We start from the raw sequence: 16919 nt of genomic DNA on the forward strand, positions 1-16919 counted from the left end.
GACTACTGCTTCGTGGTGGGTAGCCCGGCTCGCCGACACTCCTCGAACCGCGCGATCTCCTCCTCGTACTGAAGTGTGAATTCGATCGGGTCCTGCCCTAACAGGAGGCGACGTCGCGAGTCCGAATCTATGTCGAACGGGATGCTGCTGCTGGCGACCGTCACACGCTGACGGTCGAGATCCACTTCGATCGTCGTGTCGGGGTCACCTTCGACGGTGTTCCACAGCGATTCGATGTGATGGCTGCTCAGTTGGATGGCGAGCAATCCACCAGTGAGCGCATTGCCTCGGAAGATGTCGCCGAAGCGAGGAGCCATGATCACACGGAACCCGTAGTCCTGCAGTGCCCACACTGCGTACTCGCGTGAGGAACCAGTGCCAAAGTCACGCCCCGCAATCAAGATCGAGGCCGAGGAATGCCGTGGATCATTGAGGACGAAATCCTTCTCGTCGCGCCAGTCGGCGAAGAGCGCGTCGGCATGCCCGTCACGAGTCGTCCTGGTGCAGAATCGGGCGGGGATGATCTGATCGGTGTCCACGTCAGTGCGTCGAAGTGGGACCGCCGTCCCCCGGTGAACGACGAACGGAGTCATCATGAGTCGACCTTTCCGAGGTCGCTCGGCATCGCGAGCTTGCCCACTACTGCAGTGGCAGCTGCTACGGCTGGCGAGACCAGATGAGTGCGGGACCCCTTCCCCTGCCGGCCCTCGAAGTTTCGGTTGGTGGTCGACGCGGCACGTTGTCCCGATGCGAGCCGGTCTTCGTTCAGCGCCGCACACAGGGAGCAGCCTGATCCCGCCCGGAAAGTGGCACCCGCCCTCTCGAAGACTTTATCCAGCCCCTCTGTCTCCGCCTGCCGCCGAACTGCGGCCGAGCCGGCAACAACGATCATCGTGACCGCAGGTGAGACGCGACGTCCCGAGAGGACTCGGGCAGCGGCTCGCAAGTCCTCGATCCGTCCATTCGTGCACGACCCGATAAACACGGTGTCGATGGCGACGTCGCGCAGTCGAGTACCCGGCCGGAGCCTCATGTAGTCGAGCGCTTGTCGAGCTGCGGTTCGCTCCGACTCGCTGGGAAAGTCTTCGGGGGCAGGGACGACTGCGTTCAAGGCCACACTCTGTGAAGGGTTCGTGCCCCAGGAGACGAACGGAGTGACGGCGTCGGCGTCGATACTCACTTCTGCGTCGAAGAGCGCGCCGGGATCAGTTCTCAGCGACCGCCAATGATGCAGCTCCTCAGTCCACTGTGCGTCGTCGAGATCGACGCGGGAGCGAAGGTAGCGGAAGGTGGTCTCATCCGGGGCGACGAGTCCCGCTCGAGATCCTGCTTCGACCGACATGTTGCAGAGTGTCATCCGGGACTCCATCGACATCTGCTCGATCGCCTTTCCCCGATACTCGATGGAGTGACCGTGACCACCGGCAGTCCCGATCTGCGCGATGAGCGCCAAGACCAGGTCCTTCGCGAAGACCCCGTCGCGCAACGTGCCGTGCACAGTCACCGCCATGTGCTTGAGGGGGCGCATCGGCAATGTCTGAGTGGCCAGGACGTGCTCGACCTGGCTTGCACCGATGCCGAACGCCAGCGCCCCGAAGGCCCCGAGCGTCGTCGTGTGCGAGTCGCAGCAGACAATGGTCATGCCAGGACGCACGAGCCCCTGTTCGGGAGCTATGACGTGGACGATCCCTTGTCGATCGTCTCCCAGTCGGTGCAGCGGGATTCCGAACTGCTCGCAATTACTGCGCATCAACTCGGATTGACGACGTCCCGACGGGTCGGCGATGCGCCGTCGGATATTCGTTGTCGGCGTGTTGTGATCCTCTGTACCGAGGGTCAGGTCCGGTCGCCGGACCCGGCGCCCAACATTCCGTAGCCGGTCGAAGGCTTGTGGCGTGTTCACCTCGTGGAGCAGTTGGAGGTCGACGTAGAGCAGGCTTTCACCCCCCTCGCTGGTTCGAACGACGTGCGAGTCCCAGATCTTTTCAGCCAGCGTTCGCTGCATGCAGTTCGTCTCCCACCGCTGATGGAGCGTCGATGACGGGTGTCGTGGTCGTCCCCAGGGTCGGCGCGAGCACGTCAGCCGCGATGGCGTCCGCGTCCCGGACGAAGTCCGTCCAGAAGCCGGGTCGACTGCTTCCCGCCTGCATGAACCATCGAGTGTGTTCCGTCGGAATACCCAGGACGTAAAGACCGCGGTCGGCCTCGCCCGTCAGCCCGATGGGATGGTACGGGGATCGGGTGACCGCGACTCCCCCTGTGTCGAACGAGTCAGGACCCGCCGGGTTGATAAAGCTCGTGATCATGCCGCGAGAGAGGAGCGATCGAGTGAGCCTGGATGTGTCTGATGACACGTCGGGAGTCGGTATTCGTGCGTCGATGAGGACCGAGACTCTCGACGGTGTGCTGCCTACGTGAGGTGAATCCATGAGAAAACCCGGTGAGTCCTCGCTTACACCCACACGCACGTCCGGTCCCACGATCGTGAGGCTTCTCGCTTCGATGAGCGCGAGCACTTGCCTGACTCGGTGCACCGGCGGACCGGCGGCGAGGAAGGACGCGCGAGGAGCGAACCAGCCCAAGAATTCGTCTCGGTGAGAACGAGCGGTCAGGCCGCCGAAATCCACGAGCTCTCGAATATCTGCACGAGAATCTCGGAGAACCTCGAGTGCCGCTTTGAGCGGCGAGCCGACGTTCCCCTGCATGCTGTGGGAGATGTCTGATCGGATCACCTGAGTCAGGGCCGACGTGAAGGCCGCCGAGGTGCGGAACCGTCGACCACCGAAGGGTCGCGTCAGGGGCTCCAGGTCGAGGGGCGGAAGGTCGGTGATCCCGAAGCGCTCCGCGCAGCGGGAGATACGAGAGATATCGTCGATGTCGAATGAGGCGACCGTGTTCGATACGAAGGACAGTGCGGCGTCTGCACCAGCGTCTCGCCGAATCGCCGTTTCGTAGTAGACCAGGTGCATCTCGGCATGGAGCCACGGCCAGACGTCCTTCATGAAGGAGAGCGGCGCCGATGATCTGGACAGGACCTTCCTCGGACGGAAGAGACGCGGACTATAGCGGAAGTCGACATCCTTCTGGTTTCTTCCGCGTCCGAGGACAGGCATGGAACTCCGCGAACCAGCGACGAGCACGGGTTCATTCCCGCTCGGGATGTAGTGATAGCTTCCGTCATCGGTGACCTGGAACCGGCCACCCCGCCCTTCCGTGAGGGCCGCCATGACGTCGTAGAAGGACAGCCCCAGCCCTAGGACGCCGACCGCTGAGCCGGCCGGGATGCTCGCCAGCGGCATATCCGCAGGGGAGTCTCCGCGAAAATAGTTCGTGGCCGCGTGGGTGTCCGCGTACGTGGAGTAGGTCCGGTGACTGCCGGTCAGAGTAGGACGACCATGTCCCGTTGTGAGGACGACTCGATCCGCTTCGAGGCGCGATCCGCTCCTCAGAGAGACCGCGTACTCACAGCCGTGAGATTCGAGGTCCGTGACCTCGGCGGTCAGGCGCCTGAGTTCGACGTTGTCCGGTAGATACCTCTCGATCGTCGTGAGGACGAACTGCATGTACTCACCGTGGTCTGCGCGCGGAGCGTAGGTGCGGTCGTGCGGTACCCCTGGTCGGGAGCGGTCCAACCATTCGGCGAGGGACGGCCCGGCACCAGGGCGGGGAGGGCCGCCGTCGGGACGACCCGAGAATGCCGAGACTTCTCCCGCCGGGGTGTTCATCAGAAAGCACTTCGGCTGATCGACCTTCCACACGCGGCCGGTTCCGACGGCGGCGGAGTCGACGAGGGTGATCTCGATCCGGCGTTCTGGTGGGTCGAGGAGCACCCGAGCCGCGATCCGCTCGAGAACGCTGAGCCCCCGGGGTCCGCTGCCGACGATGACCACTCGAAAGGGTGGTGGCATCGGGTCAGCCGAGTGATGTGCCAAACTTCGTCCTTTCCGCTCACACAGAAGGAGCAGACACACATGTCAGCTCTTTCGAGCACGATAGGTCACGCGCCGCCGACGTCGGCGGTGTATGAGGTTCAGGAATAACCCCATACCTGGTTCTCATGAGACTTGGATGCGCCTGTCTCTCGTGGTGGAGTACCTGTGTTCGGATTCGACTGTGGCGAGATGGGGTGAGTGGATGGGCTCCCGTGCACTGCTGATGCTCGATTTCATCAACGAGATCGTGCACGAGGACGGTAAGTACGGCCGCGAGGGCTATGCTGCCCAGGTTCGCACAAGGGGTGTTCTTGAGAAAGCCACAGCGGCTCTCATTCGGGCGCGAGAATCGAATATCGCCGTCATCCATGTGGTGGTCGCATTTTCCCAGGGTTATCCGGAGTGGCCGAGCAACTCACCGGTCTTCAGCGGTGCCCGAGAAGACGGCAGGTTGTTACTCGGAAGTTGGGGGACGCGCGTGCATGACAGCGTGGCAAGCATCCCCTCAGAGCCAGTCGTCGTGAAGCACAGAATCAGTCCCTTCTACGCAACCACCCTCGAGGTCGTTCTGAGGTCGCTGGCCGTGGATACGCTTCTCCTCGCTGGTGTCGCGACCGACATGGTCGTTCTAGCCGCGGCTAGAGATGGTCATGACAGAGGCTTTCACATCGAGGTTCTCGAAGACGCAACCGCCGCCGACAGTGAGGAGATACACGAAGCCGCTCTCCGCGTGATCGGTCGTTCGGCATCACTGTCGACGGTCTCGAAGGCGCTTGGCAGAGGACGAGAAGAATGAGTGCTCGTACGGCCTCACGATTCCGCCAGATCGGCGAGTCACACACCATCGCGCTGATGGAGCGAGTCACCACGCTTCGCGCAGAGGGTATCGCGGTCATCGACCTCGGCGGTGGTGAGCCGAGCTTCGACAGCCCGAGTCACGTCGTCAGCGCTGCTATCGAAGCCCTTAGAGAGGCGCAGACGCATTATGCTCCTAGTCGCGGACTCCCTGAGCTGTTGACTGCCATAGCTCGGAAGTTGGCACTCGAGAATGGTGTCATTGTCCGACCTGATACCGAGATCATCGTCACGCCATCGGCGAAACATGCCCTGTTCGTCTCTCTGATGGCGGTGATCGAGCCGGGGGATGAGGTGATCATCCCGACTCCCAGCTGGGTCAGCTATGCGTCGATGGTCCGGCTTCTGCATGGTGTACCGGTCTTTCTGCCACTCGATGAACAAACGGAGTACCAGCTCACAGCGGACTCCCTTGAAAACGTGAGGACGCCCCGTTCTCGGGTGCTTCTTGTCAATACGCCTAACAACCCGACGGGACACGTTCTGACCAGGCAAGAGCTGGAGACGATCGGGTCATTCGCACGGCAACACGATCTCCTCGTCATTGTGGACGAGATCTACGAGCGGGTCGTGTTCGAACCGTTCGAGCATGTGAGTGCGGCATCAATCGTCGACTGCGCCGACCGCGTGCTGACGGTCAATGGTTTTTCCAAGACCTTTGCGATGACGGGGTGGAGACTCGGTTACGTTGCTGGGCCTGAAGCCGTCATGGCGGAGGTGGTGAAGGCACACCAGCATTCCGTCGGCAGCGCAGGCACTTTTGTGCAAGTCGGCGGCGTTGCGGCCCTGGAAGGGCCGCAACAGGAGATCGAGGCGATGCACGAGGAGTACGCGCGGCGGCGTTCAGACGCCGTCAATCGCCTGAACCGGATCCCGGGAATCCGTTGTCCGATGCCCGAGGGCGGCTTCTATCTGTATCCGAATGTGGAGGAGGTCGGGTTCAGCAGTTCGACGGACTTCGCGCACTGGCTGCTCGAGACCGCTCGGGTGGCCGTCGTCCCGGGGGACGCTTTCGGCCCAGAATCCGGTGTCCACCTGCGTCTCTCGTTCGCTGCGCCCTCCGAGGCGATTGTCGAGGGAATCAAGCGGATCGAAGTCGCGGTTGTCGAGCGTCTGAACGGGCTCGACACCGACCTCTCGTGTTCGCGCACCACTACCGAGATCGGGAGGTCGTGACAGTGCGGCGGGTGAAATTTTTTGATACGACGCTCCGCGATGGCGAACAAGCTCCGGGAAATGCGATGGATCCGGCGGCGAAGCTGCAGCTGGCGCTCGCGATCGAGAGCCTTGGCGTCGATCGGATCGAGACCGGGTTTCCCGCGTCCTCGGCGAGCGACTACGAAGCAACGCGGCTCATTTCGCGTCATCTGGTGGATGCGACGTTCGCGAGCTTCTGCCGGGCGGTGCCGTCCGACATCACAGTTGCCGTCAGTGCGGGCGGAACTGCTCGCCATCAGATCCAGATCGCGGCTACTGGCAGCGATATTCACCTCGAGCACAAGCGCCGGATATCGCGCGCGGAGGGGGTCCATGAAGTCATCAGGTGCATCAAACATGGACGATCTCTGGGTATCACCGATATCTCGGTCGGAATCGAGGACGCGAGCCGAGGACCGGATTCACTGCTTCGAGAGCTGGCCGAGCGATCGGTCGATGCCGGCGCTCAGACGCTTGTCGTCGCGGATACCGCCGGCGCTCTCCTGCCCGTGGAGTACGGACAACTGATCGCGAGGTTTCGGTCATGGGTGCCCGAGTCGGTGATGATTTCCACTCACTGCCATGAGGACTTGGGGCTGTCGACGGCCAATGCGCTTGCAGGAATAATGGCTGGAGCCGACGAGGTCCAGGTGACTCTCGGAGGCGTAGGGGAGCGTGCTGGCAACACTGCGCTGGAGGAGATCGCTGCTCTACTCGCGTACAAGCAGGACGCGACGGGTTTGTACACCGACCTGAATCTCGAGGGCATGTACGAGGTGTACACGCTCCTGCGTCATCTCATCTCGCTGGACGAGCCTCGAAACAAGGCCATTTTCGGCACCTATGCGTTCAGCACGGCGGCCGGGATGCACCAGCAAGGGATGCTGCGGAACCCGGCGACGTATGAATTCGTGCAACCCTCGCAGTTCGGGCGAGAACGGGGGATGTTCATCGGACGGCACTCGGGGACCAGCGTATTGCGTCATCTCCTCAGCGAACTGCACATAGAGGTCGATGACCACACGCTACAGGATCTCTATCACACGCACATCCTCGATCGCAAGGGAGACTGCGAAGACCTGTCTGTCGTCAAGGCGAGACTCGCCTCGGAGTTCGGCTCTGCCGCTTCGATCTCCACCTCCACCACTCAGAGCGGAACACAATGACACCCATTTTTACTTTTACCAGTGAGCAACGTGAAGGCTTCCAGGAGCTGTTCGCGACGATACGTACGAGTCCGTATGAGGACCACCGCAGCTTCATGAACGAGGTGGAGCGCTTGATCGAGCGCGGGCTGGTTCCGGGTTACTTCGACGAACTGTGCGACGGTATTCGGCGGGACCGGGCGACTGGTGGCGATCAGGCGCATGTGATCCGCGGCTGCCCGCTCGACGCGAGCCTTCCCGAACTCGATTCGAAAGATCCGGTCGCGGATAAGGTCGCAAAGAAGTCGACCTTCGTAGCAGAAGCGTTTATGGCTCTGTTCGGGATTCTCGTACAGACTCCGCTGCTCTCCTACGGGTCGCGGTTCAATGGGGCGTTCTTCGTCGATGTCGTAGCGATCGAGAAGTACAGCGGGATGCAGACGGGCTTCAGTGACAGTGAACTCGTCTATCACAACGAGCGTACAGCGCATCCGGTCCGCGCCGACTTCATCACGCTGCTCGGGATGCGCTCGCCAGAGGGTGATTTCATCTACACAGGATTCATCGATGGGCGAGATCTTCTGGCGAATCTCTCCACCGACATGCAGGCGACTCTGAGGGAGCCGCTCTTCATCACTCCGTACGACGTCTTCTCCCGCGACAACAATGGTGCCCTCAGCACCTCCGAGGAGCACTCGATCCTCGAGAACGAGCACAGTTTTCGTTACTTGGATACCAGTACGACGACTGTTCCCGGCGCTCCGGAACGAGCCAAGGACGCCCTGCTCGCGTTAAAGAATGCGATGGTGCACGCGCCCAAGACTCGTCACCGTATCGAGACCGGCGATCTGTTCACCTTCGCGAACCAAGACGGACTGCACTGCCGGGACAAGATGGAGATCCACGACGCCGAGCGAGCCCGTCAGCGCTGGTTGCTCAAGACCTATGCGTTTCGGGATCAGGCAGCGGCTGACCGTCACGCATCCCGATGGATTGATGGGACTCCGGGGCGTGTCGGCGACGGCACGTCGTAGCGGTAGAGGAGCGAAAGAGAAGTTCTCCCCTAGTTTCACAGCATGATTCAGACGAGAAGGCATCCAGATGCACAACACTTCAGAACAATCGTTTCCCGTCCTTTTCCGTACTCTCGCGGACGGTGGCTTCGGCGAGTCCGCCCTGACCTTTGAACCGCTGACGTCCGACGGGCGGTCGGGCGTCGAGATCCACCATTTGTACACCGCAGCGGAGACCGGGGGAAGCGCGGCGGCGGTGGCACGGTACCTGCCGGGCGCCACGGCGAAGACCCACAGGCATTCCGGCCACGAGTTGATCTACGTGGTGAGTGGCGAACTGGAGACGGAAGCAGGCAGATACCCGGCGGGAAGTCTCCTCAGTCTGTCTCCGGGCAGCGTGCACACACCTCGTAGCCCGCTCGGCTGCCTCGCTCTCGTGGTCTGGGAGAAGCCGGTCCAGCCGCTCTAGCGCCCGTTCACCCTCCGACTGCACACGATAGGACCGACTTTGCCCAGCTTCTCTGCATCTCGCACCACGGATCCCGTCAAGCCTTTAGGCTCGCGACATCGGTGGGTCGTTCTGGGCGTCGGGGTGGCGGCTCAGGCGAGCTTCGCCGCGGCCTTCGCCGGAATCCCGGTGACCGGTACGCTCTTGCGCACCGCCTACCACCTCACGACGGGCGAACTCGGCGTCGTACTTGCGGCCATTCTGCTCGGAGTGGCTGCGTCCGAGATCGTCTGGGGCCTGTTTACCGACATGTTCGGGGACCGTCGGGTCCTTCTCATCGGACTGATTTCGACTGGTCTGGTCTTCGTCGTGATGGCCGTCTTCGTCGTGCCGTCGGAGGCAAGGGTTCCCTCCGTCTGGCTCCTGGCCGGGGGTCTGCTGCTCGTCGGGCTGTTGGGCGGAAGCGTCAACTCCTCCTCCGGGAGGGCGGTGATGCTCTGGTTCACCGATGGCCAGCGAGGATTCGCGATGAGTGTGCGGCAGACAGCGATCCCGGCCGGCGGTGCGATCGGTGCGGCGCTGCTTCCGTGGCTGGCGGCGTTCTCGGGGTTTCGGGCTGTCTTCCTGGTCCTCGCCGGATTCTGCCTTGCCACGGCCCTCGCCACCGCTCGTTGGCTCCGAGAGCCGCGGGAGGAACCGAACCCGGTCGGACCGATTGCCGCTGGCGACCCGGCGCAGGGCCGTTCTCCACTGGTGCGGTGGGACTGCTGGAGAATCGCGTTGGCCAGCGCCCTTCTCACCATGCCGCAGATCGCGATCCTCGGCTTTGCCGGAATCTATCTCCACGATGTCAAGCACGCCGACTTGATTGTCATCAGCGCGACCATTCTGACGGTGCAGGTCGGCGGGGCAGTGCTCCGAGTCTGGTCCGGCAGATACACGGACCGGAAGGGAAACCGGCGTCGATTCGTCACAGTCATCGGACTACTAACGGGCGGCTCGCTGCTCGCCGCGGTGAGCCTCCTGTGGGCGCCGACGGTGGTCGTGGCGCTCGCGCTCGTCGTTGCGGGAATTCTTGCGAATTCATGGCATGGAGTCGCCTATACCGAGATGGCGGTCATGGCGGGGACCAGTCGCGCAGGGGCGGCCCTGGGCTTGGAGAACACGACGGCTTTCACGGGCGCCTTCGTGACACCACTGCTGGTTCCCCTGCTACTGGCGATCGGGTCGTGGCCGTTGGCGTGGGCGGTCATCGCGATCGCACCGCTCGTCGCAGCACCGCTCGTCCCCCGGACGATCTCAGCGGTGACAACGCGACACGACTAGCGCGATCGGGGACCTGCACCACGGGCGACGGCGGTTCCGCAGATCTGGCCACACCGGGCAACGGTTTCGTATGGCCGGGAGTGACTCGCGAGCGTCCGCAGGCCGCGCGCGGTGCCCGATGACGAACTGCTCACCCCGCCGACGTCAGGTCGTCGCCGGTCGACCGCGGCGCGGTGGGAGCCGCACTCAGGAAGCGTGCAGCAGCTCCGCCTCCTGCGCAAGGCGATACGTAACGAAGGAGCGGCTGTAGTTGCGCCGCTTGCCCCCGGTGGTTTCGGCGATGACGACCTGGGCATAGACGCCGACGACGTGCCAGCGGTCGTAATCACCGATCGCGCCCGTGCCGAAGCCGGCTCCGAGTTCCACGGGGGCGGGGGTATAGCTCTTCATGGTCGGCTCCTTCGAGTCGGACAAGACGGCGCTCGTAGCACCGCGGGGAGGAGTTCGGCGGCCGATCCCGGCCCCGAGCGGTAGGAGATCAGGATGGGGCGTTTCCTCGGGGCGGCCCCGTGTCCCTCAAACTACGGCAGGAGGAGCGATAATCTGGCCCTCTACTGGGGGGTTCGCCTGCGGAGAGACTCTCGCTGTCCTCTCTCGTCCCGCGGACCGACGAGCGATGGCGGCCGGCCCCTCGATGCCTGACGCCCCCCGCGGGCATTGTCAGGATCTTCCGGAGGCACTTCCCGGCCCCAGAAACTCCCTCGCTCCGCCTCCCTCAGGCGTCGGCTCCTTTCCCGCTCCCGCCTCGGACGCTGCGAAGGGCCCGCCGCCCGGAGACGACGGGCCCTTCGCAGCGTCGGGTCAGCCGCCGACGGTCGGAGTGCTCGTGGTCACCTCGTTGGTCGTCGCGAGCGTGCCCAAGTAGAGCTCGATCACCTTGGGGTCGTTCATCAGCTCCCGGCCCGCACCCTCGTACGCGTCGCGGCCCTGGTCGAGGACGTAGCCGCGGTCGCAAATCTGAAGTGCCCGCCGGGCGTTCTGCTCGACGATCATGATCGAGACGCCGGCGCGGTTGATCCGCTGCACGTTGACGAAGGTCTCGTCCTGGCGCATCGGCGACAGACCCGCGCTCGGCTCGTCGAGCAGCAGCATTGAGGGCTCCATCATCAATGCACGAGACATCGCCACCATCTGGCGCTCACCGCCCGAGAGCGATCCCGAGCGCTGCTTGAGCCGCTTACTGAGCTCGGGAAAGAGCTCGGTGACGAATTCGAGCCGCTCCTTGTACATCTTCGGCTTCTGGTACATGCCCATTTCGAGGTTCTCCTCGATGGTGAGCGACGGGAAGACGTTGTTGTTCTGCGGCACGAACCCGACGCCCTTGGACACCAGCTTGTCCGCCTTCTGCCCGGTGATGTCCTCGCCGTTGAGCAGGACGGTGCCCTGGCGGATGTTCACGAGGCCGAACATCGCCTTCAGAAGTGTCGACTTCCCAGCGCCGTTGGGGCCGATGATGCCGACAAGCTCTCCGCGCTTCACGTAAACGTTCGAGCCGTTCAGAATGTTCACTCCCGGGACGTAGCCCGCATGCAGATCGTGCGTCTCGAGAGTGTTCGGAGTCGTCGTGTCGGCGGTCATTTCTCGTCCTTCTCGAATTCGATAGCGGGAGAGTCCGTCGTCGGGGCGACGCTCGTCGGTGCGGATGTCGGGGCGCCGGTCGGAGTGTCGGGGCCCGGAGTCGGAATACCGGCCTGCTCCGCTCGCCGCTCCACGTCCTCGCGGACGAGGTCGGAGTCCATCTCCTCAGCGACCTCGAGCTGGCCCTCGATCGTGCCAAGGTCGGTGTCGTGGTGAGCGCCCAGGTAGGCGTCGATCACGGCCGGGTCGTTCATCACCGTGGAGGGCGGACCCTCAGCGACGACCTTGCCCTCGGCCATCACGATCACCCAGTCGGCGATGGTGTTGACCATGTGCATGTCGTGCTCGACGAAAAGCACGGTCATGCCTTCGTCCTTCAGGTTCACGATGTGGCCCAGGAGCGACTGGGTCAGCGCCGGGTTCACACCCGCCATCGGCTCGTCCAGCATGACCAGCTCGGGCTCCGACATCAGCGCGCGCGCCATCTCGAGGAGCTTCTTCTGACCGCCCGACAGGCTCGAGGCATAATCGTCCCGCTTCGTGTCGAGCTTGAACTTCTCCAGCAGGCGGATCGCGCGCTGCTCGATCGTGTCCTCCTCCTTCGACCACAGTGGGCGGATGAGCGAGGTGAAGATGTTCTCGCCCTTTTGCCCCTTCGCGCCGAGCAGCATGTTCTCGAGTACCGTCATGCCGCCGAGCGCCTTGGTGAGCTGGAAAGTGCGTACCATGCCCATCCGCGACACCCGGTAGGCCGGGACGTTGGCGAGGTTCTTCCCCTTGAAGTTCCACTTCCCGGTGTTGGGTTTGTCGAAGCCCGTCAGCAGATTGAAGAACGTGGTCTTACCGGCCCCGTTCGGGCCGATCAGGGCGGTGATGGATCCGCGAGGGATCTCGAGGTGGGCGACGTCGACCGCCGTCAGACCGCCGAAGCGGCGGCTGACGTTGTCGGCGACGACGATGGGGTCCTTCTTTCTCACCCCGGGGACGATTGTTTCCTCGGTGATGTCCGAGACCGGCGTCTTAGGCAAAGTGCAGATCCTTCTTCTTGCCGAAGATCCCCTGGGGTCTGAAGATCACCAGGAGCATGAGGGCTACCCCCACCACGATGAACCGGATGGGTCCGGTTTGCACGGTGGTGAGGCGGATGAGGTCGTTATTGAGGACCCCGGTGTCGATCCCGAGCGTGAGCAGTCCGTCGGTCAGACCGAGGACGACCCAGAAGATGATCGAGCCGACGACGGGTCCGAAGACCGTCGCGGCACCGCCCAGCAGCATGATCGTGTAGAGGAAGAATGTGAGCTGGGTGCCGTAGTTGTCGGGCTGCAGAGAGCGGGGGAGGATGAACAGCGCTCCCGCGAGGCCTCCCAGCACGCCTCCCAGAATGAGCGCCTGGATCTTGTACGAGAAGACGTTCTTGCCGAGCGAGCGCACGGCGTCCTCGTCCTCGCGGATGCCTTTGATGACGCGGCCCCACGGGCTGCGCATGAGGAGGAAGACCAGGAGGCAGGCCAAGAGCACGAGGCCCCAGCCGACGATCCGCACCCACCACTGGTCCTGGCTGTAGGTGAGGACGCCGATTCCCCAGCGGCCCTCCGGCAGCGGATTGAGGTCGTTAAACGCCTTCGCCGCGCCGTTGATGCCCTCGGAGCCGCCGGTGATCGCCGAGAACTCGGGTGTCTTGACCGAGAGCCGGATGATCTCTGCCGCCGCGATCGTCACGATCGAGAGGTAGTCGGCTCGCAGCCGGAGCGTCGGGACTCCGAGGATGAGGGCGAAGACGGTGGCCGCAATGATCGTCGCGAGGAAGGAGCCCCAGACGGGCCATTCGAACTTGACTGAGGTGATGGCGAAGGCGTAGCCGCCCACCGCCATGAAGCCGGCCTGTCCGAAGTTGAGCAGCCCCGTGAATCCGAAGTGGATGACCAGGCCGATGGTCGCCAACGCATATGCGGCGACGGTGGGATCGACGATCTGCCCGATCGCCAGCCAGATGAAGTTGAGGTTCATGGTGTCTTAGCCGATCCGTTCCTTGCGGCCCAGGATTCCCTGCGGCCTGACCAGAAGGATGATGATCATGAGGATGAGCGGAGCCACATACTTGAGGTTCTCCGGGATCCAGATCGTCGAGATGTTCATCATCAAACCGATGATGAGCGAGCCGATCAGTGCTCCGTAAGCGGAGCCGAGTCCGCCGAGGGTGATCGCCGCGAAGATCAGCAGCAGGATCGACGCTCCGGTGTCCCAGCGCAGCGACTGGTAGTAGCCGATGTAGACGCCCGCCAGCGCGGCGAGAGCCCCCGACATCACCCAGACCACGCGGATGACGCGCTCCACGTTGATGCCCGATGCGGAGGCGAGGGCCCGGTTGTCCGAGACCGCTCGCATCGCTTTGCCGATCTTGGTCTTCGTGAGGACGTAAGCGACTCCGACGATGCAGACGACGCCGACGACAGCTCCCACGATATCGGTGAATTTCAGGCTGATCCCCAGCTCGGGCACCGTGAAGAACGGGGCGGTGCTGTTGGGCAGCGAGAGGCGGTCGGCTCCGAAAAAGAACACAAAAACATAGCGCAGCGCGAGCGAGAGGCCGATCGTCACGATCATCAGTGGAATGAGCTGGATGCCCTTTTTCCGCAGCGGCTTCCAGAGCAGTCCGTCCTGGACGAAGCCAAAGGCCCCGCCGAGGACCACCGCGATCGGGATGGCCAGCAGCGCCGGGAGCCCGAAGACGCCGGAGAGGAGGTACGCCATCAGAGCGCCGAAGGTGACCAACTCGCCGTGGGCGAAGTTGTTCAGCCCAGTCACGCCGTAGATCAGGGAGGCTCCGATTGCCGCGAGGGCGATCAGGAGTCCGAAGATCAGGCCGGTGACGACCTTGGGCCAGAAGATGATCCAGAAGGTGTCGGCCGACACCGGCTGGTTCACGGCGTTGGACGTCCCGTCGGGGTTCGTCGCGTCGTTCCCCGTCGTGCCTTCGGTCGCGGGGCTCGTCGGAGCGGTGGAGTCCGTCGGCACGGGGACGCTCGCCCCGGTGCCCTTCGGGTTCGCGGTCGACACGATGAAGTTCACGATCTGGTTCTGCGAGGCGACAATCTTCACCTGCTTCGGGTTCTGACCTGCGGCGGGGTAGCCCTTATCGGCGGGCAGGGTCTCTTCGTCGACGGTCACCGTGTAGGTACCCGCGGCCTCGAGGGGAAAGGTGGCCCGGCCGTCGTCGCCGGTGGTCACGGTTGCGGAGGCGTCGCCGCCGAGCTCAACGGCCACCCCCGTCAGATTCTCGTTCGTCCCCTGCACACGGATCCAGGCGATGATCGACTGGTCGGCGGTGGTGGCGGCGAGTGCGGCAGGCGCCGCCGCAGCGATCCCGGTCAGGGTCGCGGCGAGCACGCCCAGAGCGAGCAGCCGGTCGCGGAGCCTCGAGCGTGTCCTATCCACGGGGCGCCTCCCGGTCCGTCGGATGCAGGGTCGTCGAGCGCTGGCGGCGCATCGAACGGCTGGCTGTGAGCAAGACGTTTACCTCTCGTCAGGGTGCACAGACGGATGGGGTCTCCGGGCACACCCGAATCGCCGTCGTCAAACAACATTGGTTGACCATACGTTCCGCATGTGTCGGCGGTGTTTCACCGTCGGCACATGCGCGTGACGACATTATGGGGGACAGGAGAGCGCTCCAACGCCCGAGCGGGTCCCCTCGGGCCCTCCGGCGAGGAATAGCGCGGGTCGCGTGGCGCTTAAGATCGAACAACCGTGGTGCTCGGGAGCGGACCCCCGTCCCCTCTCCTGGCTCCCGCACACGACCTGCTAAAGGGGCATTGATGGACCAGCCGGATCCCTTCGGATTCCTCGGACTCACCTACGACGACGTCATGCTCCTCCCAGGGCATACCGACGTCATTCCGAGCGAGGCCGACACAGCCTCCCGCCTCACCAAGCGCATCAGTGTGGCGACTCCACTCCTCTCGGCCGCGATGGACACCGTCACCGAGGCGCGCATGGCAATCGCTATGGCGCGTCACGGCGGCCTCGGTGTCCTGCACCGCAATCTCTCCATCGCCGACCAGGCTGACCAGGTCGACCGGGTGAAGCGCAGCGAGTCGGGCATGGTCTCGAACCCCGCCACGACCACTCCGGACGCCACCGTCGCCCAGGTCGACGAGCTCTGCGGGCAGTACCGGATCAGCGGTCTCCCCGTTGTCGACTCGACCGGCGTTCTGGTGGGCATCATCACCAACCGCGACATGCGGTTCGTCTCGCCCTTCGAGAAGGCGACCACTCTCGTGCGCGATGTGATGACCAGCTCCGGCCTGATCACGGGGCGCGTCGGCATCCCCGACAGCGAGGTCATCGCGCTCTTCGCGCAGCACAAAATCGAGAAGCTGCCCCTCGTCGACGCGCAGGGCAAGCTCGCAGGCCTCATCACCGTCAAGGATTTCGACAAGTCGGAGCAGTACCCCAACGCGACCAAGGACGACGAGGGCCGCCTGCGGGTCGGCGCCGCTATCGGCTTCTTCGGCGACGCCTGGCAGCGGGCCGCCGCTCTGCTCGACGCGGGAGTCGACGTGATCGTCGTCGACACCGCCAACGGCGACTCCGCCGGCGTGCTCGACATCATCCGCCGCTTGAAGTCCGACTCCGCTTTCGCCGGCGTCGACGTCATCGGCGGCAACGTCGCTACCCGCTCGGGAGCGCAGGCCCTCGTCGATGCGGGAGCCGACGCCATCAAGGTCGGAGTCGGACCCGGCTCGATCTGCACCACCCGCGTCGTCGCCGGCGTCGGCGTGCCGCAGGTCACCGCGGTCTACGAGGCGTCCCTCGCCGCACGCGAGTCCGGAGTCCCCGTGATCGCCGACGGCGGCCTCCAGTACTCCGGCGACATCGCGAAGGCGCTCGTCGCCGGCGCCGACACCGTCATGCTCGGCTCGCTCCTCGCGGGCTGCGAGGAGAGCCCCGGCGACCTCGTGTTCCACAACGGTAAGCAGTTCAAGACCTACCGCGGCATGGGCTCCCTCGGCGCGTTGCAGACCCGCGGCGAGCGCACCTCCTACTCGAAGGACCGCTACTTTCAGTCCGACGTCCCCACCGACGACAAGCTGATCGCCGAGGGCATCGAGGGCCAGGTGCCCTACCGCGGCCCGCTCGCGAACGTGGCCTACCAGCTCGCCGGCGGACTCCGCCAGTCGATGTTCTACGTCGGAGCCCGCACCATCCCGGAGCTGAAGGCGCGCGGAAAGTTCGTACGGATCACGGCGGCGGGGCTCAAGGAGTCGCACCCGCACGACGTGCAGATGGTGGTGGAGGCGCCGAACTACCGGCGCTGAGGGGTTCTGGCGGGGGAGCGGCGGCGGGTCGGGATCGCGGCCCCTCTGCCCGACGGGCCTTCGGCCTGTACGCCCGCCACACCGGAGGGGCCGCGATCCCGACCCGC

At 64.1% G+C, this 16919-nt stretch carries 15 protein-coding genes; 7 read left to right on the plus strand and 8 right to left on the minus strand.

The genetic code is table 11. The annotated features are described in order from the left end of the window. Positions 1-2 precede the first annotated feature (2 nt). From leuD to C1O28_RS01940, 3 genes are read right to left on the minus strand one after another with little or no spacing between them, the layout of a single operon-like run. Positions 3-596 (minus strand): 3-isopropylmalate dehydratase small subunit, encoded by a 594-nt coding sequence (leuD, locus tag C1O28_RS01930; RefSeq protein ID WP_338052029.1) that lies wholly within the window; start codon positions 594-596, stop codon positions 3-5. After that, positions 593-2005 (minus strand): 3-isopropylmalate dehydratase large subunit, encoded by a 1413-nt coding sequence (gene leuC / locus C1O28_RS01935; protein ID WP_097167688.1) that lies wholly within the window; start codon positions 2003-2005, stop codon positions 593-595. The genes leuD and leuC overlap by 4 nt, the downstream gene beginning before the upstream one ends. Continuing rightward, positions 1986-3890, minus strand: coding sequence for an FAD/NAD(P)-binding protein (locus tag C1O28_RS01940; protein WP_160487583.1), 1905 nt, complete (start codon positions 3888-3890; stop codon positions 1986-1988). Before C1O28_RS01940 ends, leuC begins: the two co-directional genes overlap by 20 nt. Before the next feature lie 178 nt (positions 3891-4068). Between C1O28_RS01940 and C1O28_RS01945 the strand changes: the two genes are divergently transcribed. The 6 genes from C1O28_RS01945 to C1O28_RS01970 all read left to right on the plus strand — a co-directional run bounded on the left by C1O28_RS01945 (position 4069) and on the right by C1O28_RS01970 (position 9916). Next, positions 4069-4728: a cysteine hydrolase family protein gene (locus tag C1O28_RS01945; protein WP_160487582.1), complete on the plus strand. Its 660-nt coding sequence runs from the start codon at positions 4069-4071 to the stop codon at positions 4726-4728. Then, positions 4725-5963: a pyridoxal phosphate-dependent aminotransferase gene (locus tag C1O28_RS01950; RefSeq protein ID WP_097167685.1), complete on the plus strand. Its 1239-nt coding sequence runs from the start codon at positions 4725-4727 to the stop codon at positions 5961-5963. The genes C1O28_RS01945 and C1O28_RS01950 overlap by 4 nt, the downstream gene beginning before the upstream one ends. A gap of 11 nt (positions 5964-5974) precedes the next feature. Beyond that, positions 5975-7150: a LeuA family protein gene (locus C1O28_RS01955; RefSeq protein ID WP_202129665.1), complete on the plus strand. Its 1176-nt coding sequence runs from the start codon at positions 5975-5977 to the stop codon at positions 7148-7150. Beyond that, positions 7147-8163 (plus strand): TauD/TfdA family dioxygenase, encoded by a 1017-nt coding sequence (locus C1O28_RS01960; protein ID WP_097167684.1) that lies wholly within the window; start codon positions 7147-7149, stop codon positions 8161-8163. Before C1O28_RS01955 ends, C1O28_RS01960 begins: the two co-directional genes overlap by 4 nt. Before the next feature lie 67 nt (positions 8164-8230). Continuing rightward, on the plus strand, positions 8231-8611 hold the full coding sequence (locus tag C1O28_RS01965; protein WP_097167683.1) for a cupin domain-containing protein: 381 nt from the start codon (positions 8231-8233) through the stop codon (positions 8609-8611). A gap of 123 nt (positions 8612-8734) precedes the next feature. Next, the gene (locus tag C1O28_RS01970) at positions 8735-9916 is read left to right on the plus strand and encodes an MFS transporter (RefSeq protein WP_258058657.1); all 1182 of its coding nucleotides are present in this window, start codon (positions 8735-8737) and stop codon (positions 9914-9916) included. Positions 9917-10102: 186 nt separating this feature from the next. Here C1O28_RS01970 and C1O28_RS01975 read toward each other — a convergent pair whose 3' ends face one another. The 5 genes from C1O28_RS01975 to C1O28_RS01995 all read right to left on the minus strand — a co-directional run bounded on the left by C1O28_RS01975 (position 10103) and on the right by C1O28_RS01995 (position 14929). Continuing rightward, on the minus strand, positions 10103-10306 hold the full coding sequence (locus C1O28_RS01975) for a hypothetical protein (protein WP_104262114.1): 204 nt from the start codon (positions 10304-10306) through the stop codon (positions 10103-10105). 411 nt (positions 10307-10717) lie between these two features. Next, positions 10718-11494, minus strand: coding sequence for an ABC transporter ATP-binding protein (locus tag C1O28_RS01980; RefSeq protein ID WP_097167680.1), 777 nt, complete (start codon positions 11492-11494; stop codon positions 10718-10720). Further along, entirely contained in the window at positions 11491-12522 is a 1032-nt protein-coding gene (locus tag C1O28_RS01985; protein WP_097167679.1) for an ABC transporter ATP-binding protein, read from the minus strand. Before C1O28_RS01985 ends, C1O28_RS01980 begins: the two co-directional genes overlap by 4 nt. Continuing rightward, on the minus strand, positions 12515-13501 hold the full coding sequence (locus C1O28_RS01990) for a branched-chain amino acid ABC transporter permease (RefSeq protein WP_097167678.1): 987 nt from the start codon (positions 13499-13501) through the stop codon (positions 12515-12517). Before C1O28_RS01990 ends, C1O28_RS01985 begins: the two co-directional genes overlap by 8 nt. 6 nt (positions 13502-13507) lie before the next feature. Next, entirely contained in the window at positions 13508-14929 is a 1422-nt protein-coding gene (locus C1O28_RS01995; RefSeq protein WP_243392101.1) for a branched-chain amino acid ABC transporter permease, read from the minus strand. A 380-nt stretch (positions 14930-15309) separates the two neighbouring features. Between C1O28_RS01995 and guaB the strand changes: the two genes are divergently transcribed. Continuing rightward, positions 15310-16812, plus strand: a complete 1503-nt coding sequence (guaB, locus tag C1O28_RS02000) for an IMP dehydrogenase (protein WP_097167677.1) — start codon at positions 15310-15312, stop codon at positions 16810-16812. The last annotated feature ends 107 nt before the right edge of the window (positions 16813-16919 follow it).

The organism is Rathayibacter rathayi (assembly GCF_004011095.1).
Taxonomy (GTDB): domain Bacteria; phylum Actinomycetota; class Actinomycetes; order Actinomycetales; family Microbacteriaceae; genus Rathayibacter; species Rathayibacter rathayi.

Excerpts from the sequence above, each read along its gene's own strand:
- C1O28_RS01965 (WP_097167683.1), top strand. The coding sequence starts at position 8,231 with ATGCACAACACTTCAGAACAATCGTTTCCCGTCCTTTTCCGTACTCTC.
- C1O28_RS01960 (WP_097167684.1), top strand. The coding sequence starts at position 7,147 with ATGACACCCATTTTTACTTTTACCAGTGAGCAACGTGAAGGCTTCCAG.
- leuC (WP_097167688.1), bottom strand. The coding sequence starts at position 2,005 with ATGCAGCGAACGCTGGCTGAAAAGATCTGGGACTCGCACGTCGTTCGA.
- C1O28_RS01990 (WP_097167678.1), bottom strand. The coding sequence starts at position 13,501 with ATGAACCTCAACTTCATCTGGCTGGCGATCGGGCAGATCGTCGATCCC.
- C1O28_RS01980 (WP_097167680.1), bottom strand. The coding sequence starts at position 11,494 with ATGACCGCCGACACGACGACTCCGAACACTCTCGAGACGCACGATCTG.
- C1O28_RS01975 (WP_104262114.1), bottom strand. The coding sequence starts at position 10,306 with ATGAAGAGCTATACCCCCGCCCCCGTGGAACTCGGAGCCGGCTTCGGC.
- C1O28_RS01945 (WP_160487582.1), top strand. The coding sequence starts at position 4,069 with ATGCGCCTGTCTCTCGTGGTGGAGTACCTGTGTTCGGATTCGACTGTG.
- C1O28_RS01950 (WP_097167685.1), top strand. The coding sequence starts at position 4,725 with ATGAGTGCTCGTACGGCCTCACGATTCCGCCAGATCGGCGAGTCACAC.
- guaB (WP_097167677.1), top strand. The coding sequence starts at position 15,310 with ATGGACCAGCCGGATCCCTTCGGATTCCTCGGACTCACCTACGACGAC.
- leuD (WP_338052029.1), bottom strand. The coding sequence starts at position 596 with ATGATGACTCCGTTCGTCGTTCACCGGGGGACGGCGGTCCCACTTCGA.